Source organism: Enterobacter hormaechei subsp. hoffmannii, from assembly GCF_001729745.1.
GTDB lineage: Bacteria > Pseudomonadota > Gammaproteobacteria > Enterobacterales > Enterobacteriaceae > Enterobacter > Enterobacter intestinihominis.
On record NZ_CP017186.1, the window covers coordinates 701,157 to 728,057 of the forward strand.

Below are 26,901 nucleotides of genomic sequence, written 5' to 3' on the forward strand. Positions count from 1 at the left end.
TCGAATGACGAGTATGATAATGCAAATTATAGGCGATGTCCCTCAATTGACCGTGGCGCGACCACTGTAATGATGGCGTTGCGTCGGCCAGGAACATGACCATTCGGGGAGTATATGCAGTATTGGGGTAAAATAATCGGCGTTGCGTTCGCAATTATTATGGGTGCCGGATTCTGGGGTGTTGTTCTTGGCCTCATTATCGGCCATATGTTTGATAAAGCACGCAGCCGCAAAATGGCCTGGTTTGCCAACCAGCGCGAGCGCCAGTCACTCTTTTTCTCCACCACCTTCGAGGTGATGGGGCACTTAACCAAATCAAAAGGGCGCGTAACGGAAGCCGATATTCAGGTTGCCAGCGTCTTTATGGATCGCATGAATCTGCACGGCGAATCCCGCGTCGCGGCGCAGAATGCATTCAGGATTGGTAAAGCGGATAACTACCCGCTGCGTGAAAAAATGCGGCAGTTCCGTAGCATCTGCTTCGGGCGCTTTGATTTAATTCGGATGTTTCTGGAAATTCAAATCCAGGCCGCCTTCGCGGATGGCTCTCTGCATCCGAATGAACGGGACGTCCTGTATGTGATTGCTGAAGAGCTGGGCATTTCCCGCATGCAGTTCGATCAGTTCCTGCGCATGATGCAGGGCGGCGCGCACTTTGGCGGCGGTTATCAACAGCAATCGTCCGGTGGCGGCTGGCAGCAGGCGCAGCGTGGTCCTACGCTTGAAGATGCCTGTAATGTCCTCGGCGTGAAGCCCTCTGACGATGTCACGACCATCAAACGCGCCTATCGTAAGCTGATGAGCGAGCACCATCCGGATAAGCTGGTGGCGAAAGGCCTGCCGCCTGAGATGATGGAGATGGCGAAACAGAAAGCGCAGGAAATCCAGAAAGCCTACGAGCTGATTAAAGAGCAGAAAGGTTTTAAATAAAAAAATGGCCCGACAGTGTCGGGCCATTTTTTCAGAAGTCCACCGGGGCTTTGAACGTCATGGCGTTGCAGAAAGCAGGGTGGGTGATGGTGAGCGTCTGCGCATGCAGTTGCAGGCGCGGCGCTAACGCCAGCGCTTCCGGCGGCGCATAGAATCTGTCACCCAGAATCGGGTGACCCATCGCAAGCATATGCACACGCAGCTGGTGGGAGCGCCCGGTAATCGGCTTCAGCAGGACGCGCGCGGTATTATCCGGCGCGTACTCCAGCACTTCATACTCGGTCTGCGCAGCCTTGCCGGTTTCATAACACACCTTCTGCTTTGGCCGGTTCGGCCAGTCGCAAATCAGCGGTAAATCCACCAGCCCTTCCGCCTGCGCCGGATGGCCCCACACGCGGGCGACATACTGCTTCTTCGGCTCGCGCTCGCGGAACTGACGCTTCAGCTCACGTTCTGCCGCCTTATTAAGAGCCACCACAATCACGCCGCTGGTCGCCATATCCAGACGATGGACAGACTCGGCATGGGGATAATCGCGCTGGATACGCGTCATCACGCTGTCTTTATGCTCTTCCAGACGCCCCGGCACGGACAACAGGCCGCTCGGCTTGTTAACCACCATAATGTGCTCGTCCTGATACAGAATGACCAGCCACGGATCCATCGGGGGATTGTAGGGCTCCATTACCATTTTGCGCTCCGCTTACTGATGCGTCACAACGATAAGACGCAGGGCGTCGAGACGCCATCCCGCCTGATTCAGGCTTTCCAGCACCTGCTGGCGGTTGCTCTCAATTGCGGCCAGCTCATCGTCACGAATGTTCGGGTTCACCGCTTTCAACGCTTCCAGACGCGACAGCTCGGCAGAAAGCTTCTCATCGGCTTCGCTGCGCGCCGCATCAATCAGCACTCTGGCCGCTTTTTCGGCCTGGGTTTCACCCAGTTGCAGAATGGCATGCACGTCCTGTTGCACCGCATTCACCAGCTTGCTGCCGGTATGGCGGTTCACCGCGCTCAACTGACGGTTGAAGCTTTCAAACTCCACCTGGCCGGCCAGATTCGTACCGTTTTTATCCAGCAGCAGACGCACCGGCGTTGGCGGGAGGAAGCGGTTAAGCTGAAGCTGTTTCGGCGCCTGCGCTTCCACAACGTAGATCAGCTCCACCAGCAGCGTGCCCACAGGCAAGGCTTTGTTCTTCAACAGGGAAATGGTGCTGCTGCCGGTATCGCCGGAGAGGATCAGATCCAGACCGTTGCGGATCAGCGGGTGCTCCCAGGTAATGAACTGTGCGTCTTCGCGGGACAGCGCCACATCACGCTCAAAGGTGATTGTGCAGCCGTCTTCCGGCAGGCCCGGGAAATCCGGCACCAGCATATGATCGGACGGGGTCAGCACGATCATGTTCTCGCCGCGATCGTCCTGGTTTATACCGACGATGTCGAACAGATTCATGGAGAAGCTGATCAGGCTGGTGTCGTCGTCCTGCTCTTCAATGCTTTCGGCCAGCTGCTGCGCTTTTTCACCGCCGTTGGAGTGGATCTCCAGCAGGCGATCGCGACCCTGCTCCAGCTGCGCTTTCAGTGCGTCGTGCTTCTCACGGCAGGATTTAATCAGCTCATCAAAGCCCTCGCTATTTTCAGGCGCGGCCAGGTAACCGATCAGATCGCCATGGACCTGATCGTAAATGGTGCGGCCGGTCGGGCAGGTGTGTTCAAACGCGTCCAGCCCTTCGTGGTACCAGCGCACCAGCACCGACTGGGCGGTTTTCTCCAGATACGGCACGTGGATCTGAATATCGTGCGCCTGCCCGATACGATCCAGACGGCCGATACGCTGCTCCAGCAGATCCGGGTTAAACGGCAGATCGAACATCACCAGATTGCTGGCGAACTGGAAGTTACGGCCTTCAGAACCGATTTCAGAGCACAGCAGAACCTGCGCGCCGCTGTCCTCTTCACCAAACCAGGCTGCTGCACGATCGCGCTCAACTATGGACATGCCTTCGTGGAACACGGCGGCGCGAATGCCTTCGCGCTCACGCAGAACCTGCTCCAGCTGCAATGCGGTAGCGGCTTTGGCGCAGATCACCAGCACTTTCTGGGAACGGTGAGCGGTGAGGTAGCCCATCAACCACTCCACGCGCGGATCGAAATTCCACCAGGTGCCGGTGTCGCCTTCGAATTCCTGATAAATCTGCTCCGGGTAGAGCATGTCGCGCGCGCGATCTTCCGCAGATTTACGGGTGCCCATAATGCCGGAGACTTTAATCGCCGTCTGGTACTGGGTCGGCAGCGGCAGTTTGATGGTGTGCAGCTCGCGTTTCGGGAAGCCTTTCACGCCGTTACGGGTGTTACGGAACAGCACGCGGCTGGTACCGTGGCGGTCCATCAGCATGTCGATCAGCTCTTTACGCGCGGATCCCGCATTATCGCTGTCGCTGTTCGCGGCCTGAAGCAGCGGCTCAATATCCTGCTCGCCAATCAGATCGCTGAGAGTGTTAAGCTCATCATTAGAGAGACGATTACCGGCCAGCAGCAGCGCGACGGCGTCCGCCACCGGGCGGTAGTTTTTCTGCTCTTCAACAAACTGCTCAAAATCGTGGAAACGGTTGGGATCGAGCAGACGCAGACGGGCGAAGTGGCTCTCAAGACCCAGCTGCTCCGGCGTGGCGGTCAGGAGCAGAACGCCCGGTACGCGCTCGGCAAGCTGCTCAATCGCCATGTATTCACGGCTTGGCGCGTCTTCGCTCCAGACGAGGTGGTGCGCTTCGTCGACGACCATCAGATCCCATTCAGCGTCGCACAGATGCTCCAGGCGCTGCTTGCTGCGGCGCACGAAGTCCAGGGAACAAATGACCAGCTGTTCGGTTTCAAACGGGTTGTCCGCGTCGTGCTGGGCTTCGGCATAGCGCTCATCGTCGAACAGGGAGAAGCGCAGGTTAAAGCGGCGCAGCATTTCAACCAGCCACTGATGTTGCAGCGTTTCTGGAACCACAATCAGCACGCGCTCGGCAGCGCCAGAGAGCAGCTGCTGGTGCAGGATCATGCCTGCTTCGATGGTTTTACCCAGGCCCACTTCGTCAGCCAGCAGCACGCGAGGCGCATGGCGACGGCCCACGTCATGGGCGATATTCAGCTGATGGGGAATAAGGCTGGTACGCTGACCGCGCAGGCCGCTCCACGGCATGCGGTACTGCTCACTCTGGAACTTACGCGCGCGGTAGCGCAGGGAGAAGCGATCCATTCGGTCGATTTGCCCGGCAAACAGACGGTCCTGCGGCTTGCTGAACACCAGTTTGCTGTCGAGCAGCACTTCACGCAGGATGACATTCGTCTCGTCGGTATCAAGACGCGTTCCGATGTAGGCGAGCAGTCCATTCTCTTCTTTTACGTCTTCAACCTTCAGTTGCCAGCCGTCATGGCTGGTCACGGTATCACCCGGATTGAACATTACGCGGGTAACAGGGGAGTCATTGCGAGCGTACAGGCGGTTTTCACCGGTAGCAGGGAAAAGGAGGGTAACCATGCGCGCATCGACGGCAACGACGGTTCCTAATCCAAGTTCGCTTTCTGTATCGCTGATCCAGCGTTGACCAAGTGTAAAAGGCATAGTTGTTCGGCTCTAATCTTTAATTGCAGGCAATAGTTCGACCCCGTCAAAAAAGACGGTCATCGAAAAATGGGTCCGGGAATGGAAAGGGCGCTATGGTACTGGATGGCAACGGTTTCGTCACGCGTCAAAATAGCCCAAGTTGTCCTGTCACTAGTGTAGCAAAGTCGTCGTTGATGAACGGTAAAATTCCCTCCGCAACAGGCTGAAGCTGGCGGGTCAGGTAGTGATCGTAATCGAGCGGAGACTGCTGGTAATCAACGGGTTCTGGTCCGTTCGTTGTCCAGACGTATTTGATCGTTCCCCGGTTCTGATACTGCGGCGCGCGGCCCCGGCGAACGTTCTCTTCATCCGCCAGTCGCGCCGCGCGGACGTGCGGAGGAACATTACGCTGGTACTCCGCCAGCGGGCGGCGCAGGCGCTTGCGATACACCAGCTGCGCGTCAAGTTCGCCTGCCATCAGGCTGGCTATCGTCTCGCGCACGTAGTCCTGATACGGCTCATTGCGGAACACCCGCAGATAAAGCGTTTGCTGAAACTGCTGTGCCAGCGGCGTCCAGTCGGTGCGCACTGTCTCCAGCCCTTTAAACACCATCCGCTGCTTGTCGCCTTCCTGAATCAGTCCGGCGTAGCGCTTCTTGCTGCCCTGGTCGGTCCCGCGAATGGTCGGCATTAAAAAGCGGGCAAAATGGGTTTCAAACTCCAGCTCTAACGCACTGGTTAACCGCTCTTTTTGCAAACTTTCGCGCCACCAGGCGTTCACGAAGGCGACCAGTTCTTTGCCGATTTGCGCGGCGTCGTCTTCTGAATGGGCCGATTTCAGCCAGACAAAGGTGGAATCGGTGTCGCCATAAATAACGTCATAACCCCGGGATTCAATCAACGCTTTGGTCTGGCGCATAATGTCGTGCCCGCGCATGGTGATGGACGACGCCAGACGCGGATCAAAGAAGCGGCAGGCGCTGGTGCCCAGCACCCCGTAAAAGGCATTCATAATGATTTTCAGCGCCTGTGAGAGCGGCTTGTTGCCGTGGCGTTTCGCCTCGTCGCGGCCGTGCCAGATGTTTCCCACAATTTCGGGCAGGCAGTGTTTTTCCCGCGAGAAGCGTGCTCCAAGAAAACCTTCGGTGCTGTGCGCATCGTCTGGCTGCGCCATCCCCTCCACCAGCCCCACCGGATCAATCAGAAACGTGCGGATAATGGACGGGTACAGGCTTTTATAATCCAGCACCAGCACCGAGTCATACAGCCCTGGCCGTGAATCCATCACGTAACCGCCGGGGCTGGCCTGCGGCGGCACGTCGCCGAGGTTAGGGGCGACATAACCCGCCCGGTGCATCCGCGGGAAATAGAGGTGGCTGAAGGCCGCTACCGAGCCGCCGTGCCTGTCGACCGCAAGGCCGTTCACCGTTGCGCGTTCCAGCAGGAAGGGCATGATCTCGGTTTTGTGGAAGATCTGCGTCACCAGCTCGCAATCTTTCAGGTTATAGGTGGCGAGCGCGGGTTTATCTTCATTAAAACGCCGGTCGATCTCGTCCATTCGGTCCCAGGGATTGTCGATGGATTTACCTTCGCCGAGCAGTTCCTGGGCGACCGCTTCCAGCGAGAAGGAAGAGAAGTTCCAGAAGGCGGATTTCAGCGCCTCGATACCGTCGATAATCAGGCGACCGTTAGCCTGCGCGAAGAAAATACCGTTCTTAAAGCCGTGCTCACGCCACTCCAGCTCGCTGTTGCCGCGCCCCAGAATCAGCGGGATGCGGTAACGCTCGGCATGTTTTTGCAGCACGCGCAGGTCAAACTGCACCACGTTCCAGCCGATCAGCACGTCCGGGTCGTGCTCGGCAAACCACTGGTTAAGCTTCTCCAGCAGCTGCGGGCGGCTGTTGACGTACTCCAGATGAAAATCCAGCGCGGACGCATTGCCGTTCGGCGGCCCGAGCATATAGACAACCCGCTGCCCGCAGCCTTCAAGACCGATGCAGTACAGTTCGCCGTGGCGGGTGGTTTCGATATCCAGCGACACCCACTTGAGCGGCGGGCGATAGTGCGGATTAGGCTTCAGGCGCGCGTTAACGATCCTGCCGTTTTGCGCGGCGCCATCTACCCAGACGGGCGCGGTGATAAACCGCTCCATCAGAAAGCGTTCAGGCGGGCGGATATCGGCCTCGTAAAGCGTCACGCCCGCTTCACGGAGCAGTTTTTCATAGCGCATTAACTGGCGATGGGCGCGGCAGTAGAGGCCGTAAACCGGCTGGCGGTGGAAATCTTTCAGCTGAAGCGGCGTAAGGCGCCAGTTGTTTTCGCCGCGCAGCAGTTGCTTCACTTTCTCGACGTGAGCTTCAGGAATAAAGGCCACGGACTCCTGCGGCGGGAGCGTAACGTTTAGCGGGCCGTTGTCCGTTGCCAGCCAGAATTCAACCTCAGTACCCTGAGGGGTATCCCGCCAGTGTCTGGTCAGTAAAAAGCCTTCTTGCGTCTGCGCCACGCCGTTATCCCATAAAACAAAACCAGGCCTGATTATAGCCTGGTTGAGGGGTGTTTGCTGGGGTTTTATACAGTGCCTGTTTAGCCGGATGGCGCTGCGCTTATCCGGCCTACAATCTATTGCCCGTAATACGCCTTTGCACCGTGCTTGCGCAGGTAATGCTTATCGAGCAGGGTTTGCTGCATATCCGGCAACTGCGGCGCCAGCTGGCGGCAGAAGATCCCCATGTAGGCGACTTCCTCCAGCACGATCGCGTTGTGCACCGCGTCCTCCGCGTTTTTACCCCAGGCAAACGGGCCGTGGGAGTGCACCAGCACGCCGGGCATTTGCGCCGCGTCGATACCCTGTTTTTCGAAGGTTTCGACGATCACGTTCCCGGTTTCCCATTCGTACTCACCGCCGATCTCCGTATCGGTCATCAGACGCGTGCAGGGAATGGTGCCGTAGAAGTAGTCCGCGTGGGTGGTGCCGGTGGCCGGAATAGGCTGGCCCGCCTGCGCCCAGATGGTCGCGTGACGCGAATGGGTATGCACAATCCCACCGATGGTCGGGAAGGCCTGATACAGCAGGCGGTGAGTGGGCGTATCGGAGGAGGGCTTTTTATCGCCTTCAACCACTTCACCCGTTTCGATGCTGACCACCACCATATCTTCCGCGGTCATCACCGTGTAATCCACGCCCGAAGGCTTGATCACGAACACGCCTTTTTCCCGGTCAACGGCGCTGACGTTGCCCCAAGTCAGGGTCACCAGGTTATGTTTTGGCAGCGCCAGGTTGGCTTCGAGTACCTGACGTTTGAGATCTTCTAACATTGTCGTCTCCTGCCGGATGGCGCTGCGCTTATCCGGCCTACAGAACCGTAGGCCCGGTAAACGAAGTGCCACCGGGCATTCAGGGCTTAGCGTTTTGAACCGTAATAGACTTCGTTCCAGCGCAGCGCGTCTTTAAAGGCTGGCAGACGGGTGTCGTTATCAATCACGGTCAGTTCGATGTCGTGCAGCTCGGCAAACTGACGCATATCGTTCAGGTCAAGCGCGTGGCTGAAGACGGTGTGGTGCGCGCCGCCGGCCAGGATCCAGGCTTCCGACGCGGTTGGCAGGTCAGGTTGCGCTTTCCACAGGGCATTGGCGACCGGCAGTTTCGGCAGAGAATGCGGAGTTTCCACAGCATCGACGCAGTTCACCAGCAGGCGGAAACGATCGCCGAGGTCGATCAGGCTGGCGTTAATGGCCGGGCCGGTACGGGTGTTGAAGATCAGACGGGCCGGATCCGCTTTGCCGCCAATGCCGAGGTACTGCACATCGAGGATCGGTTTCTCTTCGACGGCGATAGAGGGACACACTTCCAGCATGTGCGAGCCGAGCACCAGATCGTTGCCGTTCTCGAAGTGGTAGGTGTAGTCCTCCATAAAGGAGGTGCCGCCCTGCAGACCGGTCGACATCACCTTCATGATGCGAAGCAGAGCGGCAGTTTTCCAGTCGCCTTCGCCCGCAAAACCGTAGCCCTGCTGCATCAGACGTTGTACCGCCAGACCCGGGAGCTGTTTCAGGCCGTGGAGATCTTCAAAGGTGGTGGTGAAGGCATGGAAGCCGCCCTGTTCCAGGAAGCGCTTCATGCCCAGTTCAATGCGTGCGGCATCCAGCACGTTCTGGCGCTTGTCACCGTTGACCTGTGCCGCAGGCGTCAGGCGGTAGCTGCTTTCGTACTCGTCCACCAGCGCGTTCACGTCGCCATCGCTGATGTCATTCACCACCTGCACCAGGTCGCCCACCGCCCAGGTATTTACGGAGAAGCCGAACTTGATCTGCGCGGCCACTTTATCACCGTCGGTTACGGCAACTTCACGCATGTTGTCGCCGAAACGCACCACTTTAAGGTGACGGGTATCCTGCTTAGAGACCGCCTGACGCATCCAGGAGCCAATGCGTTTTTGTGCCTGGCCGTCCTGCCAGTGGCCGGTCACCACGGCATGTTGTTGACGCATACGTGCGCCGATGAAGCCGAACTCGCGACCGCCGTGCGCGGTCTGATTCAGGTTCATGAAGTCCATGTCGATGCTGTCCCACGGCAGGGAGGCGTTGAACTGAGTGTGGAATTGCAGCAGCGGTTTGTTGAGGATAGCCAGGCCGTTGATCCACATTTTGGCTGGCGAGAAGGTGTGCAGCCACACCACCAGGCCAGCGCATTTGTCATCGTAATTGGCATCGCGGCAGATGTTAGTGATTTCGTCCGGCGTAGTACCCAGCGGCTTCAGCACCAGTTTGCAAGGCAGTTTGGCTTCCGCGTTCAGCGCATTCACAACGTGCTCCGCGTGTTTCGTCACCTGCTGCAACGCTTCCGGTCCGTATAAATGCTGGCTGCCAATCACAAACCACACTTCATAATTATTAAAAATGGTCATTATCGTGTCCTTAATGTGTCAGGGTTGCCGTAGTGTCCGCGGTGCTTTTGGCCGGGGCGGCGACAGGGAGATAGTGAAGTTCGGCGCTTTTTGCCCATTGCTGGTAGCGCTGATAAAGCTGTTCAAAGCGTTGTGCCTGCTGAGCCTGCGGCTGGAGTGTACTTTCGACGGCGCTCGCCATATGCTGTTGCGCGGTCGGGATATCCGCATGGACGCCTGCGGCCACGGCAGCGAAAATCGCTGCGCCCAGCGCACAGCACTGATCGGAGGCCACAATTTGCAGCGGACGGTTGAGCACGTCGCAGCAGGCCTGCATGATCACCGGGTTTTTACGGGCGATACCGCCCAAAGCCATCACGTTGTTCACGTCAATGCCCTGCCCGGTGAAGCACTCCATAATGGCGCGCGCGCCGAACGCGGTGGCGGCGATCAGGCCGCCAAACAGCGCGGGCGCGTCGGTCGCCAGGTTGAGATCGGTAATCACCCCTTTCAGACGCTGGTTGGCAAACGGCGTACGACGGCCGTTGAACCAGTCCAGCACCACCGGCAGGTGATCGAGAGACGGATTTTTTGCCCAGGCTTCGGTGAGCTGCGGCAGGAGCTGTTTTTTGCTCGCGGTAATCTGGGTTTTCAGTTCAGGATGCGCGGCCGCCAGCTGATCCAGCGGCCAGCCGAGCACCCGGCCAAACCAGGCGTAGATATCGCCAAACGCGGACTGACCCGCTTCGAGGCCGATAAAATCGGGCACCACGCTGCCGTCAACCTGACCGCAGATACCCTTCACCGCGCGGTCGCCAACGGTCGTTTTATCCGCCGTCAGAATGTCGCAGGTGGAGGTGCCAATCACTTTCACCAGCGTGTTAGGCTGCGCACCCGCGCCCACGGCGCCCATATGGCAGTCGAACGCGCCGCCGGAAATGGTCACGTTTTGCGGCAGACCGAGGCGTTTCGCCCACTCTTCGCAGAGCATGCCGACCGGAATATCGGCGGTGAAGGTGTCGGTAAACAGCGGGTATGTCAGGTGTTTGTTGATGATCGGGTCGAGTTCATCGAAGAACGCTGCCGGAGGCAGACCCCCCCAGCTTTCATGCCACAGCGATTTATGCCCGGCGCTGCAACGGCCACGGCGGATATCCTGCGGGCGAGTGGTGCCGGAGAGCAGGGCGGGAACCCAGTCGCATAGCTCAATCCATGACGCCGCTGCCTGTGCGACCGACGCGTCCGCGCGGGTAACGTGCAGGATCTTGGCCCAGAACCACTCGCTGGAGTAAATCCCGCCGATGTAGCGGGAGTAGTCAGTTTTGCCCGGCTGATGGCATAAGCGGGTGATGGCTTCCGCCTCTTCCACGGCGGTATGGTCTTTCCACAGCACAAACATGGCGTTCGGGTTGTCGGCAAACTCCGGTCGCAGCGCCAGTACGCGGCCTTCTGCATCAACCGGGGCTGGCGTTGAACCGGTACTGTCGACGCCAATCCCCACGACGTCGGCCCGCTGGGCATCCGTCAGCTCCGCCAGCACGGTTTTGATCGCCGCTTCCATTGATTCAATGTAATCGCGCGGGTGGTGACGGAACTGGTTGTTCGGCGCATCGCAGTAGCGCCCCTCTTGCCAGCGCGGATACCACTCAACGCTGGTTGCTATTTCCTGGCCAGTCGTACAGTCCACTGCCAGCGCGCGAACTGAGTCGCTGCCAAAATCGAGGCCAATTGCAATTGCCATGGTGTTGCTCCATCCAAAACAGGTATGGAAGAACATTAGAGACTGGGGACAAAGATCGTCAGGCAGGATCCGCTAATCTTATGGACTAAATTGCTGTTACGATTGAAAGTGTGACGCCGTGCAAATATTCAATGTGGACATTTCTGCCGTACTTATAGACACTTTTGTTACTGCTTATCCGCCCGTGCTGGCGGAGAAATCAGGGGAAAAGGCTGAAACATGGCGGACGTAAAAGAGGCGTGATGCTTTTTGGATCTTTTCGCGGGCCATTTTTATACTGCTTTTATCGATATGGACAATTGGTTTCCTTCAGGACCCTTGGGAGAACTGAATCTATGGCCGAACCGCAAAACGATCCCCTGCTGCCGGGATACTCATTTAACGCCCATCTGGTGGCGGGGCTGACGCCCATTGAGGCCGAGGGGTATCTCGATTTCTACGTCGATCGACCGCTCGGAATGAAAGGGTATATTCTGAACCTGACCGTTCGCGGGGAAGGGGTGATTAAAAACGGCGATCGGCAGTTTATCTGCCGCCCTGGTGATATGCTGTTGTTCCCGCCGGGGGAGATCCACCACTACGGGCGCCACCCGGATGCCAAAGAGTGGTATCACCAGTGGGTCTATTTCCGTCCGCGCGCCTACTGGCAGGAGTGGCTCTCGTGGCCGGCCATTTTCGCGCAAACCGGTTTTTATCGCCCGGATGAGGCGCATCTGGCGCAGTTCCGTGAGCTGTTTGCACAGATTATTGAGGCAGGGCAGGCGGGAGGGCGCTACGCCGAACTGCTGGCCATCAACCTGCTTGAACAGGTGCTGCTGCGCCGCATGGAGGCCATCAACGAGTCGCTTAATCCGCCGCTGGACAACCGCGTCCGCGACGCCTGCCAGTACATCAGCGACCACCTTGCCGACAGCCAGTTTGATATTGCCAGCGTCGCCCAGCATGTGTGCCTGTCGCCGTCACGGCTGTCGCATCTGTTCCGCCAGCAGCTTGGCGTGAGCGTACTCAGCTGGCGCGAGGATCAGCGCATCAGCCAGGCGAAACTGCTGCTCAGCACCACCCGAATGCCTATCGCCACCGTCGGGCGTAACGTCGGCTTTGAAGATCAGCTCTATTTCTCTCGCGTGTTTAAGAAGTGCACCGGTGCCAGCCCGAGCGAATTCCGTGCGGGATGTGAATAATCGGTAAACATTCAGGTGAACTTCAGGCGCATCTTGTAAACTATTCAGACAATTGATGCCTTGACGCGGTGCAGGGCGCTAAGCAGAATCGCTGATTCGTTTTCTGACCGGAATAGTTATGCAGGCATTGCTGGAACATTTTATTACCCAGTCCGTTATGTATTCGCTCATCGCCGTGGCGCTGGTGGCGTTTCTGGAGTCGCTGGCGCTGGTCGGGCTGATCCTGCCCGGCACCGTGATGATGGCGGGGCTTGGGGCGCTTATCGGCAGCGGCGAGGTCAATTTCTGGCAGGCGTGGATGGCCGGTATTATCGGCTGTTTGCTGGGGGACTGGATCTCCTTCTGGCTGGGCTGGCGCTTTAAGAAGCCGCTACACCGCTGGTCGTTCATGAAAAAAAACAAAGCGCTGCTGGATAAAACCGAGCATGCGCTGCACCAGCACAGCATGTTCACCATCCTCGTGGGGCGCTTCGTTGGGCCAACGCGTCCACTGGTGCCGATGGTGGCCGGGATGCTGGATCTGCCCGTCGCGAAGTTTGTGGTGCCGAATATCATCGGCTGCGTCTTCTGGCCGCCGTTCTACTTTCTGCCGGGTATCCTGGCGGGCGCGGCGATTGATATTCCTGACGGTATGCAAAGCGGTGAGTTTAAATGGCTGCTGCTGGGTACGGCGGTGCTGCTGTGGCTGGCGGTTTGGCTCTGCTGGCGCCTGTGGCGCAGCGCGAAAGCGAGCGTCGATCGCCTGACCCGCTATCTCCCGCGCACGCGCCTGCTCTGGCTGGCCCCACTTACGCTCGGCGTGGCGGTGGTAGCGCTGGTGGCGCTAATCCGCCACCCGCTGATGCCGGTGTACGGCGAGATCCTGTTGAAGGTGGTGAGCCGTTAAGGTGTTTTCCCTCTCCCCGTGGGAGAGGGCCAGGGTGAGGGCATCAGACCGCACGAATGCCCAACAATGAAGATGCCCCTGCGTTACCACTCAGAAGTTCTTCTGTTTCTCCATCCCACAAAATACGTCCCTCTGCGATCACCACCGATCGCGGCGCGATGCGTGCGGCATCTTCAATGCTGTGCGAAACCATCAGCATCGTCAGTTGTTCGCGCTCGCACACCTCCTCAACCAGCGAGAGCATTTCCTGACGCAGGGCCGGGTCGAGCGCCGAAAAGGGTTCGTCGAGCAGCAGCAGCGGCTGCTCGCGCACCAGACAGCGTGCCAGCGCCACGCGCTGGCGCTGGCCGCCGGAAAGCTCCCCCGGAAGCCTGTTGATAAACGCAGACAGGCCCATTTGTTCGGCGATCGCCTCAAGCGTCTGACGCTGCGCAGCACTGAGCTTTAACCCCGGATCCATACCCAGCGCGATGTTCTGCCAGACCGTAAGATGATTGAACAGATTGTTTTCCTGAAACAGCATCGACACCGGGCGCTTAGCCGGCGGAGCGTAGGTAAACTCGCCGTTATCAATGACGATCGACCCGCTGGCAGGTTGCAGAAAACCGGCGATCAGATTGAGCAGGGTACTTTTTCCGGCCCCGCTGGGGCCAAGCACTGCGATTCGCTCTCCCTGACGAACGGAGAGGGTAAAACGCATTGGCAGGTGCTCATAAAGCCAGGTTACATCAGTCAGTTTTAACATCACGCCCCGGAAGTTTTTCGATAACGGTAAATAACGCAAAGCACAGCAGCAACAGGAGCAGCGCCGTGACGGCGCCGTCCTGGCTACGATAGGAGCCAATTTGCTGATAAAGCCAGAACGGCAGCGTGCGGAAATCCTCGTTGCCGAAGAGCGCCACTACGCCAAAATCGCCAATCGACAGCACGCAGGCAAACGCCAGCGCCTGGGCGAGCGGACGTTTCAGTGCGCGCAATTCTACCACCTTCAGACGCTGCCAGCCCTGCATGCCCAGCGACTGACACAGCAAGCTGTAGCGGCTGTTGACGTCGCGCATCGGGTTTTCCAGTACCTTGAGCGCGTAAGGGATGGCCATCAGTGCGTTGGTAAAAATGACGATGCCGTCGGCGCTTTCCGGCAGGCCGATGGTGCTGTTGAACAGTAAAAAGAATCCGGTCGCCAGCACAATGCCCGGCATCGCCAGGATCAGCATACCCGTCAGTTCCAGCGCGTGTCCGGCTTTACGGGCATGACGCGCGTACAGCTCGCGGCTGCTCCAGAGCAGCATCATGGTCAGGATCACGCACAGTAGCCCGGCTGCCAGCGCAATGCGCAACGAGGTCCACGTGGCCTGCCACAGGACCGGCTGTTGCAGTACCGACACCACATTCCTGTTGAGGCCATCGGCGATCACGGCCAGCAGCGGCGGCAGCAGAAGCAGGAGCGCCAGCGCGATCAGCATCACGTCCGAGATGCGGCTGTGCAGGCTGTCCTGCGGATCGCGCCAGCCGGTAATGTTATTGCTTCCTGCGGGGATCGCTTTGCTTAGCCGCTGGCTGAGTAACACCAGCACCAGGCAACACAGCATCTGCACGATCGCCAGCAGCGCGGCGCGTCCCGGATCGTAGTCGTAGCTTAACGCCTGATAGATCGCCAGCTCAATGGTGGTGGCCTGCGGCCCGCCGCCGAGAGAAAGTACGGTCGCGAAGCTGGCAAAGCAGAGCATAAAGATTAGCGCGGCAACCGGGGCAATCTGGCGTCGCAGCCACGGCCATTCGACAAAGCGGAAGAACGACCAGCCGCGCATGCCAAGCTGGGCGGCAATTTGGCGCTGCTCGCCGGGAATGTTCTCCAGCGCCTGTAAAAAGAGGCGCGTCGCCATCGGCATATTGAAAAAAATATGCGCCAGCAGAATGCCCTTCAGGCCGTAAGGGGAGAAGGACCATTCCAGACCAAGCAGGTTAAAGAGGGAGGCCAGCCAGCCCTGGCGACCGTATACGCTCAGAATCCCGAACACCGCCACCAGCACGGGTAGGATCAGCGTCATGGCACACAGGCGCAGCAGGGCCAGCCTGCCGGGAAAACGTCTGCGATAGAGGGCGCGGGCGAGGAAAATGGCCGGGATGACTGACAGCAGCGCGGAGAGAAACGCCTGCCAGAACGAGAAACGGATGACGTGCCAGAGATAGCTGTCGTGCCAGAGGGCAAGCAGATCGCTCTCTGGCGCGTTAAACCACAGCGCGAGAAACGCTCCCAGGCTGACGACCACCATCAGTATAGCGGCGAGCAGCCCGGGAACTAACCAGCCGGGGATCAGCGGCTGACGGCGCGTTGCCATTCACTTATCCATGCGGCGCGCTGGGTGGCAACCTGCTGCGGCGTAAATTCCAGGGAGGTTTGCGGTTTGTTCAGCTGCTCAAAACCTGCCGGCAGCGCAACATCAGTGACCGGGTACATCCAGTTTCCTGTCGGAATAGCATTCTGGAATGCCGGTGAAACCATAAACTTCAGGAATTTCTCGGCGAGCTCCGGCTGTTTGCTCGCGGCGGTGCGGGCGGCCACTTCCACCTGCAAATAATGTCCTTCAGCAAAGTTCGCGGCGGCGTAGTTGTCTTTCTTCTCGGCGATAATGTGGTAGGCCGGAGAAGTCGTGTAGCTCAGCACAAGGTCGCTTTCGCCTTTCAGGAACAGGCCGTAGGCTTCGCTCCAGCCTTTGGTGACGGTAACGGTTTTCGCAGCCAGTTTCTGCCACGCCTCAGGCGTTTTGTCGCCATAGACTTTCTGCATCCACAACAGCAGCCCCAGACCCGGCGTGCTGGTGCGCGGATCTTCATAAATCACGCGCCACTTCTGATCGCTTTCGACCAGCTCTTTCAGGCTTTTGGGCGGATTCTTCAGCTTGTTTTTATCGTAGACAAACGCAAAGTAACCGTAATCAAAGGGTACGAAGGTGTCGTTTTTCCAGCCGCCCGGCAAGTTGACGGCATCTGCCGCCACGCCGCTCTTGGCGAACAGTCTGGTTTGAGTGGCGGCTTGCAGCAGGTTGTTATCCAGCCCGAGCACCACGTCGGCTTTGCTGTTTTTGCCTTCCATACGCAGCCGGTTAAGCAGAGAGACACCATCTTCCAGCGCCACGAATTTCAGCTCGCAGTTGCAGTCGGCTTCAAAGGCTTTTTTCACCGCCGGGCCGGGGCCCCAGTCGGCGGAGAAGGAGTCGTAGGTGTAGACCGTCAGGACAGGCTTAGCAAAAACAGGCAGCGCAAACAGCGCCAGCAGAGGAAGAACGTTTTTTAACACTTTGCACCTCAGGGTTGAGTGGCAAAGGATTTTGAGAGACAGCCTCAAATCCCTTCGCCGGCGTTATCCGGATCAGGTTCGACGGGTATTATCTCAGCGCACATCAGTGATGCAGCACCCCGTTGAGAACGGCGCTATTGTAATGATTTGGTGAATATTACGAAAGCGTTATGGCTCCGGCGGCGCAAACCACGCGGATTTAAAATCAAACCAGCCCAGGGTATTCATTCGCAGGCCGCGCATGCTGCGCTGACCCTGGATCAGCAGCCAGTGGTGAATCAACGGTACGATCGTCTGCCCGGCCAGGAGCTCCTGACACCAGGCGGCCAGATCCATTTCTCCTGCCCGCCACCGTGCGGCGTCCCGCTGCCAGTCCCGATTGATACAGTGCTGAATCAGGGGCACTTCATACAGGTGAGAGAAGAGCGAAAAATCAAGCGGCAGCGTGAAGTTCGCACTGTTGAGCCAGATATCGCTGATAACATCTCCACGGTGCCATTCATCATAGTCCACTTCCTGTATCGCCAGCGTCACGCCCTCGGCTGCCAGCAGCTTACTCATGATCCTTGCGATAAACCGGTGCTCAATGTGATCGCGATAGTAGCTGAGGGTGATGGTCTCCAGTCCGGCAGGTTTTTCACTGCGTACTGGCTGCGCATGGTGCCAGCGCGGAAGCAGGCCATAGGCCGGGAACCACCAGGTCTGGTATTGCTCCTCTGCGTGATAAATCAGGTTAGCGGGCGCCAGAACATGGCTGATCCACCTGCGTACGTCGTGATTCGCCCCGCGATGGCTGCGGCTATCGAAGAGCAGGTAGTAGCAGCCCTCCTCCAGGCGGCTTTCGAACGCCTTTTCACCGGCTGTTGGCCCTTCCAGCGTCAGGCCTGCGCTCAGCTCTTCGTTGAGATCCGGCAGTACCCAGACGTTGACTTCGTCGATCAGCGCCCTATAGCCAAAGTAATCATCAAAGGCGCGGATCTTCAGCTGATTACTGTTGTTCCGTGAAACGGAGTAGGGGCCCGTACCAATCGGCTGGCTGGAAAAATTGTTCAGGGATCGCCACTCGGCAGGCAGGATCATCGAGGGCACGTAGCCCAGAAGCCACGGAAGCCATTTGTCCGGATGCGATAGCTCAATATCCAGGGTCCAGGCCGTGGGGGAGTGGATCCGCGCGATATGCGAATAGAGCGGCAGCGTGCGGGCGCGCTCTAAGGAATCGATAACGTCGCGCATCTCCAGCTCGCGTCCATGGTGGAAATGAATGCCGGGACGTAAAAAGAAGCGCCAGTGCAACGGAGACACCTGTTGCCAGTGATGGGCAATATCCGCTTCCAGTTCCCCGTTTTCCTCATTTATCCGCGTCAGACCGCTAAAAATCTGCCGGGCCATGTGGGTTTCAGAGCGACGTAACGCCGTACCGGGCAACAGATTTTTCATTGGGCGATAGTAAAGCACTCGCAGAATGTGGCGTCCCTGACGAAAGCTGCGTCCCAGATGCGAGACCAGCATCTGGCGCACGGCGGCTTTGTCGCCCACCAGCTGGACCAGCTGATCGATGCGGTCCTGCTCCAGCAGATCCTCCGCCCGCTGTTGCTGCAACGCCAGGCCGGTATAGAGGAAAGTCAGGCGCGAGCGCTTACCGCGTCCGGCTTCGGCATCCCAGTTTAGCCAGCCCTGCTGCTGCATGGTGTTAAGGAGGGTACGCATATGACGCCGGGAGCAGTTGAGGAGCTCAGCCAGCTCGTTCAGCGTGGTCTCCTGCGATTGCCCCTCGCAGCACTGCCAGAGGCGGATAAATTGTTGTTGCAGACGACCAGAAGGCATAAAAGAGGAACTCCTGACAAAAAATCAGCAATTTATTAATCCCTATATTAAGCCAATAATCCTTATCGATGAAGCGAGGAGGTAAATTATGAAGAGGTCTACCGCACGTCAGTTTTATCAGCACTATTTTTCAGCGACAAAGGGAGTGTCCTGGCTGGCCCGCCAGTGCGCAGAGCAGCGGCTGAGAATACTGGAAGATCTGATGCAGTGGGACGTTACGAAACCGACCTCTTCTCGCTAACTCGCCTCGATCATGTGTGACTGAGTATTGGTGCTAATCACCCGCCAGCAAAATGTTTTTGCTGGCTTTTTTCGTTTACTATTTCACCCAATTTCGATTCGCTTTCATAAGGACTTGCGCATGCTCTGGTTGATGACGATGGGGCGACGCCTGAACGGCGTGTACGCCGCTTTTATGCTGGTGGCCTTCATGATGGGCGTGGCCGGTGCGCTACAGGCGCCGACGCTGAGCCTGTTTCTCAGTCGTGAGGTTGGGGCGCAGCCATTTTGGGTAGGCCTGTTCTACACCGTCAACGCCATTGCCGGGATCCTCGTCAGCCTGTGGCTGGCGAAACGATCCGACAGCCAGGGCGATCGCCGCAAGCTGATCCTCTTTTGTTGCGCCATGGCCGTGGGCAACGCGTTGCTGTTTGCCTTTAATCGTCACTACCTGACGCTTATCACCTGTGGCGTGCTGTTGGCCTCTCTGGCGAACACCGCCATGCCGCAGCTCTTCGCCCTGGCCCGGGAGTACGCCGACAACTCGGCGCGGGAAGTGGTGATGTTCAGCTCGGTGATGCGTGCGCAGCTCTCTCTCGCATGGGTCATCGGCCCCCCGCTGGCGTTCATGCTGGCGCTGAACTACGGTTTCACCGTCATGTTCACCATCGCCGCGGGAATTTTTGCCATCAGCCTGGCGCTGATAGCCTTTGTGCTGCCATCGGTGGCGCGCGTAGAGCAGGTGACGGACAAGCCCATCACCCAGGTAAGCGGCTGGCAGGATAAAAACGTCCGCATGTTGTTTATCGCCTCCACGCTGATGTGGACCTGCAACACCATGTACATTATCGATATGCCGCTGTGGATCAGCAGCGATCTGGGACTGCCCGACAAGCTCGCGGGGATCCTGATGGGCACCGCTGCCGGGCTGGAGATCCCGGCGATGATTCTGGCGGGTTACTACGTAAAACGTTTCGGAAAGCGTCGGATGATGGTCGTCGCCGTGGCGGCTGGGGTGGTGTTCTACGCGGGGTTAATCCTTTTCCATTCGCGGGAAGCTTTGCTGGCGTTACAGCTATTTAACGCGGTATTTATCGGAATCGTTGCCGGGATCGGCATGCTCTGGTTCCAGGATTTAATGCCGGGGCGAGCAGGCTCCGCGACCACGCTGTTTACTAACAGTATCTCTACCGGCGTGATTCTGGCAGGGGTGATTCAGGGGGCGCTGTCGCAAAGCTATGGACATGCATCCGTGTACTGGGTGATCGCAGCGATTTCGGTCATCACGCTTGTGTTAACGTGCCGGGTTAAAGACGTTTGATTCTGGAAGGCGGCTTCACGAAATGAAACGATTTTCTGACAGGAGCAGAGAAGGCGCATAGGGTGCGTGACGGGTGCTTGAGGCTGTTTGCCTCAGGCTTTCGCAAGAGGCAAACAGTGGAGAGTCCCACATCAAAAAAATGATGGGGAGACCAACTTCACAACCAACATTGCGAGGTTAGTCTCTTCATTGCCGAAAAGCAATAAGGAGGCTGGAATGCCAAAACGTACTCTGCTGTTAGGTTTGTTTCTGATCTGTACGACGTTGTTGATCTTCACCTGGATGATGCGTGACTCGCTGTGTGAGCTGCACTTCAGACAGGAGAAAACAGAGCTGGCGGCAGTGTTGGCTTACGAAGCAAAACGTTAGCGGTATTGGCGGGGAAAGTTTCCCCGCCTCTCCAGAGTGGTTACGCCTCAACGCACCCTTATCAATGGCCCGCGCCCTGCGGGCCATTGCCTTTAGCCCATAAACGCAGGCTGTTTTTTCTCGTAGGCGGAGATAGCCTCTTCGTGCTGCAGCGTCAGGCCAATGCTATCCAGACCGTTCAGCATGCAGTGGCGACGGAACGCATCAATGCTAAAGCTGTAGGTCTTGTCACCGGCTTTCACCACTTCTGCTTCCAGATCCACTTCAAACGACATCCCCGGATTTGCCTGCACCAGCGCAAACAGTTCATCGACCTGTTCGTCACTCAGCGTCACCGGCAGCAGCTGGTTGTTGAAGCTGTTGCCGTAGAAGATATCCGCGAAGCTTGGGGCGATAACCACTTTAAAACCGTAGTCGGTCAATGCCCATGGCGCGTGTTCACGCGACGATCCGCAGCCAAAGTTTTCCCGCGCCAGCAGAATGGAGGCGCCTTTGTATTGCGGAAAGTTCAGGACGAATTCCGGGTTCGGCACTTCGCCTTTATCGTCGAGGAAGCGCCAGTCGTTGAACAGATGCGCCCCAAAACCCGTGCGCGTCACTTTCTGCAAAAACTGTTTAGGAATGATCGCGTCAGTATCGACGTTAGCGGCGTCCAGCGGGACAACACGGCCCGTATGTTGGGTAAATTTCTCTGCCATGATTGTCTCCTTATTTCAGGCTGCGAATATCGGCGAAATGACCGGTGACTGCCGCAGCGGCGGCCATTGCCGGGCTGACCAGGTGGGTGCGCCCACCGCGGCCCTGACGGCCTTCAAAGTTACGGTTGCTGGTGGAGGCACAGCGCTCGCCCGGATTCAGGCGGTCGTTGTTCATCGCCAGACACATGGAGCAGCCGGGCAGGCGCCACTCGAAGCCTGCTTCGATAAAGATCTTATCCAGACCTTCCGCTTCCGCCTGGGCTTTCACCGGACCGGAGCCCGGCACAACCAGCGCCTGCACGCCCGGTGCCACTTTGCGGCCTTTTGCAATTTCTGCCGCAGCGCGTAAATCTTCGATACGGGAGTTAGTGCAGGAGCCGATGAACACTTTATCAATGCTCACGTCGGTCAGCGGTACGCCGGGTTTCAGCCCCATATAGGCCAGCGCCTTTTCCGCACTCGCGCGCTCGACCGGATCGGCGAAGGAAGCCGGGTCAGGAATGCAGTCGTTGACGGAAATGACCTGGCCCGGGTTGGTGCCCCAGGTGACTTGCGGGGCGATCTCTTCCGCCTGCAACGTCACAACGGTATCAAAAATTGCCCCCTCGTCCGTTTTCAGGGTTTTCCAGTACGCAACCGCGTCGTCAAAATTCTGTCCTTTCGGCGCATGAAGACGCCCCTTCACATAGTTGAAGGTGGTGTCGTCTGGGGCCACCAGGCCTGCTTTGGCACCCATCTCAATGGCCATGTTGCACAGGGTCATACGACCTTCCATGCTCAGCGCCTGGATAGCGTCGCCGCAGAACTCAACGACGTGACCGGTACCGCCTGCACTGCCGGTTTTGCCGATAATCGCCAGCACGATATCTTTCGCGGTGATACCCGGCGCGGCTTTCCCCTTCACTTCAATCTTCATGGTTTTGGCGCGGCCCTGCTTCAGGGTCTGCGTCGCCAGAACGTGTTCCACTTCAGAGGTGCCAATCCCGAACGCCAGGGCGCCAAATGCGCCGTGCGTCGCGGTGTGGGAGTCGCCGCAGACAATGGTCATGCCCGGCAGAGTAATACCCTGTTCAGGCCCCATTACGTGGACGATGCCCTGATAGGGGTGGTTCAGATCGTACAGCTCCACGCCAAACTCGTTACAGTTCTTAATCAGCTCCTGCATCTGGATACGCGCCATCTCGCCAGATGCATTAATGTCTTTGGTCTGGGTGGAAACGTTGTGATCCATCGTGGCAAAGGTTTTACCCGGCTGACGCACCGGGCGCTTGTGCGCACGCAGGCCGTCAAATGCCTGAGGAGACGTCACTTCGTGTACCAGATGACGGTCGATGTACAACAGTGGGGTTTCGTCTGGCGTCTCGTAAACAACGTGCGCATCAAACAACTTCTCATATAACGTCTTAGCCATGATTACACCCCTTCAGCGACATAGCGGGCAATGATGTCGCCCATTTCATCGGTACTGACTGCCGCCGTGCCGCGTGCTAAATCACCGGTACGGACGCCTTCTTCTAACGCCCGGTTAATGGCGTTTTCAATTGCGGTTGCTGCATCGCCTGCATCCAGGCTGTAGCGCAGCAGCAGAGCCAGGGAGAGGATCTGCGCAATCGGGTTGGCGATGTTTTTGCCTGCGATATCCGGCGCGGAGCCCCCCGCCGGTTCGTACAGGCCAAAGCCTTCTTCGTTCAGGCTGGCCGAGGGCAGCATGCCCATGGAGCCAGTGATCATGGCGCATTCATCCGAGAGAATATCGCCGAACAGGTTGGAGCACAGCAACACGTCAAACTGAGACGGATCTTTGATCAGCTGCATCGTTGCGTTGTCGATATACATATGCGACAGCGCAACGTCCGGGTACTGCTTAGCGACTTCACTGACGATTTCGCGCCACAAAATGGAAGACTGGAGCACGTTCGCTTTATCAATAGAGGTCACTTTACGGCGGCGTTTGCGCGCTGACTCAAACGCGATATGGGCGATACGTTCAATTTCAAAACGGTGATAGACCTCGGTATCAAACGCTTTCTCATGCTGACCGCTGCCTTCGCGACCTTTTGGCTGACCGAAGTAGATGCCGCCGGTCAGCTCACGCACGCAGAGAATGTCGAAACCGTTGGCCGCGATATCCGCGCGCAGCGGGCAAAACTCTTCCAGCCCCGGGTACAGCTTCGCCGGACGCAGGTTGCTGAACAGTTTGAAATGTTTACGCAGCGGCAGCAGCGCACCGCGCTCCGGCTGCTCTGCTGGCGGCAAATGTTCCCACTTAGGGCCGCCCACGGAGCCAAACAGCACGGCATCGGCATTTTCACAGCCTTCCACAGTGGCTTTCGGCAATGGCGTACCGTGGTTATCAATCGCAATACCGCCCACATCGTAGTGGCTGGTGGTAATTTTCATCGCAAAACGCGAACGAACGGCTTCCAGTACTTTCAGCGCCTGTGCCATCACTTCCGGGCCAATACCGTCACCCGGCAACACAGCAATATGGTAATTCTTCGACATCACACGGTTTCCTTGTTGTTCTCTTTATTCTGAGCTTTGCGTTGCAACTCTTTTTCGACTTCGGCGGCGCGCCAGATGTTGTTCAGGACATGCACCATCGCTTTCGCGGAGGATTCGACGATATCTGTCGCCAGACCCACACCGTGGAAGCGGCGACCGTTATAATTGACGACGATATCCACCTGACCCAGGGCGTCTTTACCGTGCCCTTTAGCCGTCAGGTCGTATTTCACCAGCTCTACGTCGTACTCAGTGACGCGGTTAATCGCCTGGTAAATGGCATCCACAGGGCCGTTGCCGTTGGCGGCTTCCGCTTTAATTTCATCCCCGCAGGCCAGCTTCACGGAGGCGGTGGCGATGTCGCTTGAGCCGGACTGGACGTTGAAGTAGTCCAGACGGAAGTGCTCTGGCTCTTCCTGCTGTTTGTTGATGAATGCCAGCGCTTCCAGATCGTAATCGAACACCTGGCCCTTCTTGTCCGCCAGCTTCAGGAAGGCGTCGTACAGCTGATCCATGTTGTAATCGCTGTCCTTGTAGCCCATCTCTTCCATACGGTGCTTCACTGCCGCGCGACCAGAGCGTGAGGTCAGGTTCAACTGAACCTGGTTCAGACCGATGGATTCCGGAGTCATGATTTCGTAGTTTTCACGGTTCTTCAGCACCCCATCCTGGTGAATACCGGAAGAGTGAGCGAACGCGCCCGTACCGACAATCGCTTTGTTGGCCGGGATCGGCATGTTGCAAATCTGGCTGACGGTCTGGCTGGTGCGCCAGATTTCGTTGTGATTGATGCGTGTGTGCACGTCCATGATGTCTTTGCGCACTTTGATCGCCATGATCACTTCTTCCAGCGAACAGTTGCCTGCGCGTTCGCCGATGCCGTTCATCGCGCCTTCTACCTGACGCGCGCCGGCGTGCACCGCCGCGATAGCATTGCCAACGGCCAGACCCAGGTCATCGTGGGTGTGTACAGAGATAATGGCTTTATCAATATTTGGTACGCGGTCATACAGACCAGTAATGATGTTGGCAAACTCAAACGGCATGGTGTAGCCGACGGTATCCGGGATGTTGATGGTTCTGGCTCCGGCATTAATAGCGGCTTCCACTACACGGGCCAAATCGTCAATCGGCGTGCGGCCTGCATCTTCACAGGAAAATTCCACGTCGTCAGTGTAGTTACGCGCCCGTTTAACCATATACACCGCACGTTCGATCACTTCATCCAGCGTGCTGCGCAACTTGGTTGCAATGTGCATGGGGGAGGTGGCAATAAAAGTATGGATACGGAAAGCTTCTGCAACTTTCAGGGATTCCGCGGCCACATCGATATCTTTCTCAACGCAGCGAGCCAGAGCGCACACGCGGCTGTTTTTGATGGTGCGGGCGATAGTCTGCACTGACTCAAAATCACCCGGCGAGGAGACAGGAAAACCGACCTCCATTACGTCTACACCCATGCGTTCCAGGGCCAGCGCAATTTGCAGTTTTTCTTTAACACTCAGGCTCGCCTGTAATGCCTGTTCACCGTCACGTAAAGTAGTATCGAAAATAACGACTTGCTGGCTCATGGGTTAGGTCCTTGTCAGTCTTAGGGCGCCTTGCTACGAGCATAAAAAAACCCGCGCAGTGGCGCGGGTTTTTAGTTTTACTGAAGACGATTCAACGCTGAATTTCGCCCGCCAGTCTACCGCGCACAGTGGATGCGTTTAGTAGTAGTAGACCGGTGAAACGAAGGGTGCGAGTCATGAATCCTGCTCCAGGTGAATGCGATATGCTTTTAGTGGTACTGGATACGCCGACTCATGTCAACCCCTCCCCGACAAAACGGGGACCCAACGCAGGGAGAATACATTAGCTAATTGTGCTGGTTTTTGCGTGGCTAACCGATTTTATTGTCTATTATTGGACTGGGGATTCATCTCTGGAATAATTTGAATATAATTGGTAGCAATTGAACATACTATTTTCACCAACATGCTATGAAATGGAATGTGTTTCATATCATTGATTTATAGACTTCATGAATGATTTACGGGTAAGTAAGTTATCAAAGTTGATATCAATTTGTTAATGAATATGCGTTGTATACTATTAATAGTTTAATAACGCTTAAGTCATTATTAATGAGAGCGTTGATTGTGTATTTGTCTGGTTTATGGTTTCATGCTCACAATAAAGTTTGAGATATCTTTTGAACGATTTTTAACTCTTCATTTATGGGGTGCGTAAAGCCGCTCGGTGAATGGGGCTCTTTATATATTCCGAATTTTAAATAATTTCCTTTCGCTTGTTGTATATGCATGGTAAATCATATTTTTCGAAGTTATTACTGTACCTGGGCAAAGGGAATTTAGCGTGACGGTGGAGTCAGAAATGCCAGAAAATAATATTAACCAACCACAGACTTATGATGGGGTTAAGCCTCAGTTACGCACAGTGGATCTTAACTTGTTAACTGTATTCGATGCAGTGATGCAGGAGCAGAATATTACGCGAGCAGCGCAATCTCTGGGAATGTCTCAGCCTGCCGTGAGTAATGCCGTAGCCAGACTTAAGGTGATGTTTAACGACGAGTTATTCGTTCGTTATGGGAGGGGGATTCAGCCCACAGCGCGTGCATTCCAGCTATTCGGTTCGATTCGTCAGGCGCTACAGCTGGTACAAAATGAACTTCCCGGTTCGGGCTTTGAACCCTTAAGCAGTGAGCGGGTTTTCCATCTCTGTGTTTGCAGTCCGTTAGATAATTATTTGACGTCTGTTATATATAATAAAGTTGAACAGATCGCCCCAAATATTCATCTCGTTTTTAAATCATCATTAAATCAAAACACTGAACACCAGCTTCGTTATCAGGAAACAGAGTTTGTTCTGGGATACGAAGAGTTCCGCCGTCCAGAGTTTGCCTGTGTTCCGTTGTTCAAAGACGAAATGGTGTTAGTCGCCAGTAAAAAACATCCCCGTATGAATTCGCCGCTGCGTGAAAGCGATGTTTACAGTGAGCAACACGCCGTTGTTGCTCTTGACAGATATGCCTCATTCAGTCAGCCGTGGTATGACACCGCCGATAAACAAGCCAGCGTGGCTTATCAGGGAATGGCCATGGTCAGTGTATTAAATGTCGTTTCTCAGACGCAGTTAGTCGCTATTGCGCCGCGCTGGCTTGCTGAAGAGTTCTCCGATTCACTGAATCTGCAAATTTTACCTCTGCCGCTCAAGCTTAATAGCCGTACCTGTTATCTTTCCTGGCATGAGGCTGCGGGTCGGGATAAAGGGCATCAGTGGATGGAAGAGCTGCTGATCAATATTTGCCGTCGCTAGGTTCTGGTGAATAAACCGCATGGCGTCATGCGGTTTATTCTGCGGTTTTTAAAACTGGCGATATTATGTTCTGTGTTCATTTTTTCAGTTACTTATGCATGCTCAAAAATAGATGATTTCCTGATCCATCCTC

Annotated in this window: 22 protein-coding genes and 1 riboswitch; of the genes, 7 read left to right on the forward strand and 15 right to left on the reverse strand. The window is 56.7% G+C overall.

Going from position 1 to position 26,901, the window contains the following annotated elements; genetic code table 11:
- Nucleotides 1–114: 114 nt before the first annotated feature.
- The gene (gene djlA / locus BFV65_RS03300) at nucleotides 115–930 is read left to right on the forward strand and encodes a co-chaperone DjlA (protein ID WP_023299305.1); all 816 of its coding nucleotides are present in this window, start codon (nucleotides 115–117) and stop codon (nucleotides 928–930) included.
- Between the two features lie 31 nt (nucleotides 931–961).
- Here djlA and rluA read toward each other — a convergent pair whose 3' ends face one another.
- The 6 genes from rluA to araB all read right to left on the reverse strand — a co-directional run bounded on the left by rluA (nucleotide 962) and on the right by araB (nucleotide 11,146).
- Nucleotides 962–1,621 carry a bifunctional tRNA pseudouridine(32) synthase/23S rRNA pseudouridine(746) synthase RluA gene (rluA, locus tag BFV65_RS03305; protein WP_069596231.1) on the reverse strand — a complete coding sequence of 220 codons (660 nt, stop codon included), beginning with the start codon at nucleotides 1,619–1,621 and terminating at the stop codon, nucleotides 962–964.
- Between the two features lie 12 nt (nucleotides 1,622–1,633).
- A complete protein-coding gene (gene rapA, locus BFV65_RS03310; RefSeq protein ID WP_023299306.1) occupies nucleotides 1,634–4,540 on the reverse strand; it encodes an RNA polymerase-associated protein RapA in 2,907 nt (968 codons plus the stop codon).
- 127 nt (nucleotides 4,541–4,667) lie between these two features.
- On the reverse strand, nucleotides 4,668–7,025 hold the full coding sequence (polB, locus tag BFV65_RS03315; RefSeq protein WP_069596232.1) for a DNA polymerase II: 2,358 nt from the start codon (nucleotides 7,023–7,025) through the stop codon (nucleotides 4,668–4,670).
- Between the two features lie 116 nt (nucleotides 7,026–7,141).
- Entirely contained in the window at nucleotides 7,142–7,837 is a 696-nt protein-coding gene (gene araD / locus BFV65_RS03320) for an L-ribulose-5-phosphate 4-epimerase (protein ID WP_023299308.1), read from the reverse strand.
- A gap of 86 nt (nucleotides 7,838–7,923) precedes the next feature.
- Nucleotides 7,924–9,426 carry an L-arabinose isomerase gene (gene araA / locus BFV65_RS03325; RefSeq protein ID WP_015572656.1) on the reverse strand — a complete coding sequence of 501 codons (1,503 nt, stop codon included), beginning with the start codon at nucleotides 9,424–9,426 and terminating at the stop codon, nucleotides 7,924–7,926.
- Between the two features lie 10 nt (nucleotides 9,427–9,436).
- Nucleotides 9,437–11,146: a ribulokinase gene (araB, locus tag BFV65_RS03330; RefSeq protein WP_069596233.1), complete on the reverse strand. Its 1,710-nt coding sequence runs from the start codon at nucleotides 11,144–11,146 to the stop codon at nucleotides 9,437–9,439.
- A 335-nt stretch (nucleotides 11,147–11,481) separates the two neighbouring features.
- Between araB and araC the strand changes: the two genes are divergently transcribed.
- Complete coding sequence (araC, locus tag BFV65_RS03335) at nucleotides 11,482–12,327, forward strand: arabinose operon transcriptional regulator AraC (protein ID WP_032625458.1); 846 nt, start codon at nucleotides 11,482–11,484, stop codon at nucleotides 12,325–12,327.
- Nucleotides 12,328–12,445: 118 nt separating this feature from the next.
- On the forward strand, nucleotides 12,446–13,213 hold the full coding sequence (locus tag BFV65_RS03340; protein ID WP_017383796.1) for a DedA family protein: 768 nt from the start codon (nucleotides 12,446–12,448) through the stop codon (nucleotides 13,211–13,213).
- 43 nt (nucleotides 13,214–13,256) lie between these two features.
- Here the strand turns inward: BFV65_RS03340 and thiQ are convergent, their stop codons facing one another.
- The 4 genes from thiQ to sgrR form a co-directional block, all read right to left on the reverse strand.
- A complete protein-coding gene (thiQ, locus tag BFV65_RS03345; protein WP_032621321.1) occupies nucleotides 13,257–13,958 on the reverse strand; it encodes a thiamine ABC transporter ATP-binding protein ThiQ in 702 nt (233 codons plus the stop codon).
- The gene (gene thiP / locus BFV65_RS03350; protein WP_069596234.1) at nucleotides 13,942–15,552 is read right to left on the reverse strand and encodes a thiamine/thiamine pyrophosphate ABC transporter permease ThiP; all 1,611 of its coding nucleotides are present in this window, start codon (nucleotides 15,550–15,552) and stop codon (nucleotides 13,942–13,944) included. The genes thiQ and thiP overlap by 17 nt, the downstream gene beginning before the upstream one ends.
- Nucleotides 15,528–16,511 carry a thiamine ABC transporter substrate binding subunit gene (gene thiB / locus BFV65_RS03355; RefSeq protein ID WP_069596235.1) on the reverse strand — a complete coding sequence of 328 codons (984 nt, stop codon included), beginning with the start codon at nucleotides 16,509–16,511 and terminating at the stop codon, nucleotides 15,528–15,530. The genes thiP and thiB overlap by 25 nt, the downstream gene beginning before the upstream one ends.
- A 31-nt stretch (nucleotides 16,512–16,542) precedes the next feature.
- Nucleotides 16,543–16,643, reverse strand: a riboswitch (TPP riboswitch).
- 36 nt (nucleotides 16,644–16,679) lie between these two features.
- The gene (gene sgrR / locus BFV65_RS03360) at nucleotides 16,680–18,335 is read right to left on the reverse strand and encodes an HTH-type transcriptional regulator SgrR (protein WP_069596236.1); all 1,656 of its coding nucleotides are present in this window, start codon (nucleotides 18,333–18,335) and stop codon (nucleotides 16,680–16,682) included.
- Nucleotides 18,336–18,423: 88 nt separating this feature from the next.
- Here sgrR and sgrT point away from each other — a divergent pair, with 88 nt between their 5' ends.
- The 3 genes from sgrT (at nucleotide 18,424) to BFV65_RS03375 (ending at nucleotide 20,244) form a co-directional block, all read left to right on the forward strand.
- The gene (gene sgrT / locus BFV65_RS03365; RefSeq protein ID WP_003856388.1) at nucleotides 18,424–18,576 is read left to right on the forward strand and encodes a glucose uptake inhibitor SgrT; all 153 of its coding nucleotides are present in this window, start codon (nucleotides 18,424–18,426) and stop codon (nucleotides 18,574–18,576) included.
- Nucleotides 18,577–18,696: 120 nt separating this feature from the next.
- Nucleotides 18,697–19,875, forward strand: a complete 1,179-nt coding sequence (locus BFV65_RS03370; RefSeq protein ID WP_022647031.1) for a sugar efflux transporter — start codon at nucleotides 18,697–18,699, stop codon at nucleotides 19,873–19,875.
- A gap of 216 nt (nucleotides 19,876–20,091) precedes the next feature.
- The gene (locus BFV65_RS03375; protein WP_069596237.1) at nucleotides 20,092–20,244 is read left to right on the forward strand and encodes a Hok/Gef family protein; all 153 of its coding nucleotides are present in this window, start codon (nucleotides 20,092–20,094) and stop codon (nucleotides 20,242–20,244) included.
- 92 nt (nucleotides 20,245–20,336) lie between these two features.
- On the opposite strand, the gene leuD is transcribed toward BFV65_RS03375, so the two are convergent.
- The 5 genes from leuD to leuL all read right to left on the reverse strand — a co-directional run bounded on the left by leuD (nucleotide 20,337) and on the right by leuL (nucleotide 25,196).
- Complete coding sequence (gene leuD, locus BFV65_RS03380) at nucleotides 20,337–20,942, reverse strand: 3-isopropylmalate dehydratase small subunit (RefSeq protein WP_045622483.1); 606 nt, start codon at nucleotides 20,940–20,942, stop codon at nucleotides 20,337–20,339.
- Nucleotides 20,943–20,952: 10 nt separating this feature from the next.
- On the reverse strand, nucleotides 20,953–22,353 hold the full coding sequence (leuC, locus tag BFV65_RS03385; RefSeq protein WP_032625472.1) for a 3-isopropylmalate dehydratase large subunit: 1,401 nt from the start codon (nucleotides 22,351–22,353) through the stop codon (nucleotides 20,953–20,955).
- Nucleotides 22,354–22,355: 2 nt separating this feature from the next.
- Nucleotides 22,356–23,447 carry a 3-isopropylmalate dehydrogenase gene (leuB, locus tag BFV65_RS03390; protein ID WP_022647034.1) on the reverse strand — a complete coding sequence of 364 codons (1,092 nt, stop codon included), beginning with the start codon at nucleotides 23,445–23,447 and terminating at the stop codon, nucleotides 22,356–22,358.
- Nucleotides 23,447–25,018 carry a 2-isopropylmalate synthase gene (gene leuA, locus BFV65_RS03395; protein ID WP_022647035.1) on the reverse strand — a complete coding sequence of 524 codons (1,572 nt, stop codon included), beginning with the start codon at nucleotides 25,016–25,018 and terminating at the stop codon, nucleotides 23,447–23,449. The genes leuB and leuA overlap by 1 nt, the downstream gene beginning before the upstream one ends.
- A 91-nt stretch (nucleotides 25,019–25,109) precedes the next feature.
- Nucleotides 25,110–25,196, reverse strand: coding sequence for a leu operon leader peptide (gene leuL, locus BFV65_RS23535; protein ID WP_155024570.1), 87 nt, complete (start codon nucleotides 25,194–25,196; stop codon nucleotides 25,110–25,112).
- A gap of 627 nt (nucleotides 25,197–25,823) precedes the next feature.
- Here leuL and leuO point away from each other — a divergent pair.
- Nucleotides 25,824–26,768, forward strand: coding sequence for a transcriptional regulator LeuO (gene leuO / locus BFV65_RS03400; RefSeq protein WP_022647036.1), 945 nt, complete (start codon nucleotides 25,824–25,826; stop codon nucleotides 26,766–26,768).
- Nucleotides 26,769–26,901: the final 133 nt, after the last annotated feature.

Bases quoted from the DNA above. Each gene is read 5' to 3' on its own strand.
- djlA (WP_023299305.1), top strand. From the start codon at position 115: ATGCAGTATTGGGGTAAAATAATCGGCGTTGCGTTCGCAATTATTATG.
- rluA (WP_069596231.1), bottom strand. From the start codon at position 1,621: ATGGTAATGGAGCCCTACAATCCCCCGATGGATCCGTGGCTGGTCATT.
- rapA (WP_023299306.1), bottom strand. From the start codon at position 4,540: ATGCCTTTTACACTTGGTCAACGCTGGATCAGCGATACAGAAAGCGAA.
- araD (WP_023299308.1), bottom strand. From the start codon at position 7,837: ATGTTAGAAGATCTCAAACGTCAGGTACTCGAAGCCAACCTGGCGCTG.
- araA (WP_015572656.1), bottom strand. From the start codon at position 9,426: ATGACCATTTTTAATAATTATGAAGTGTGGTTTGTGATTGGCAGCCAG.
- araB (WP_069596233.1), bottom strand. From the start codon at position 11,146: ATGGCAATTGCAATTGGCCTCGATTTTGGCAGCGACTCAGTTCGCGCG.
- araC (WP_032625458.1), top strand. From the start codon at position 11,482: ATGGCCGAACCGCAAAACGATCCCCTGCTGCCGGGATACTCATTTAAC.
- BFV65_RS03340 (WP_017383796.1), top strand. From the start codon at position 12,446: ATGCAGGCATTGCTGGAACATTTTATTACCCAGTCCGTTATGTATTCG.
- thiQ (WP_032621321.1), bottom strand. From the start codon at position 13,958: ATGTTAAAACTGACTGATGTAACCTGGCTTTATGAGCACCTGCCAATG.
- thiP (WP_069596234.1), bottom strand. From the start codon at position 15,552: ATGGCAACGCGCCGTCAGCCGCTGATCCCCGGCTGGTTAGTTCCCGGG.
- sgrR (WP_069596236.1), bottom strand. From the start codon at position 18,335: ATGCCTTCTGGTCGTCTGCAACAACAATTTATCCGCCTCTGGCAGTGC.
- sgrT (WP_003856388.1), top strand. From the start codon at position 18,424: ATGAAGAGGTCTACCGCACGTCAGTTTTATCAGCACTATTTTTCAGCG.
- BFV65_RS03370 (WP_022647031.1), top strand. From the start codon at position 18,697: ATGCTCTGGTTGATGACGATGGGGCGACGCCTGAACGGCGTGTACGCC.
- BFV65_RS03375 (WP_069596237.1), top strand. From the start codon at position 20,092: ATGCCAAAACGTACTCTGCTGTTAGGTTTGTTTCTGATCTGTACGACG.
- leuD (WP_045622483.1), bottom strand. From the start codon at position 20,942: ATGGCAGAGAAATTTACCCAACATACGGGCCGTGTTGTCCCGCTGGAC.
- leuC (WP_032625472.1), bottom strand. From the start codon at position 22,353: ATGGCTAAGACGTTATATGAGAAGTTGTTTGATGCGCACGTTGTTTAC.
- leuB (WP_022647034.1), bottom strand. From the start codon at position 23,447: ATGTCGAAGAATTACCATATTGCTGTGTTGCCGGGTGACGGTATTGGC.
- leuA (WP_022647035.1), bottom strand. From the start codon at position 25,018: ATGAGCCAGCAAGTCGTTATTTTCGATACTACTTTACGTGACGGTGAA.
- leuL (WP_155024570.1), bottom strand. From the start codon at position 25,196: ATGACTCGCACCCTTCGTTTCACCGGTCTACTACTACTAAACGCATCC.
- leuO (WP_022647036.1), top strand. From the start codon at position 25,824: ATGCCAGAAAATAATATTAACCAACCACAGACTTATGATGGGGTTAAG.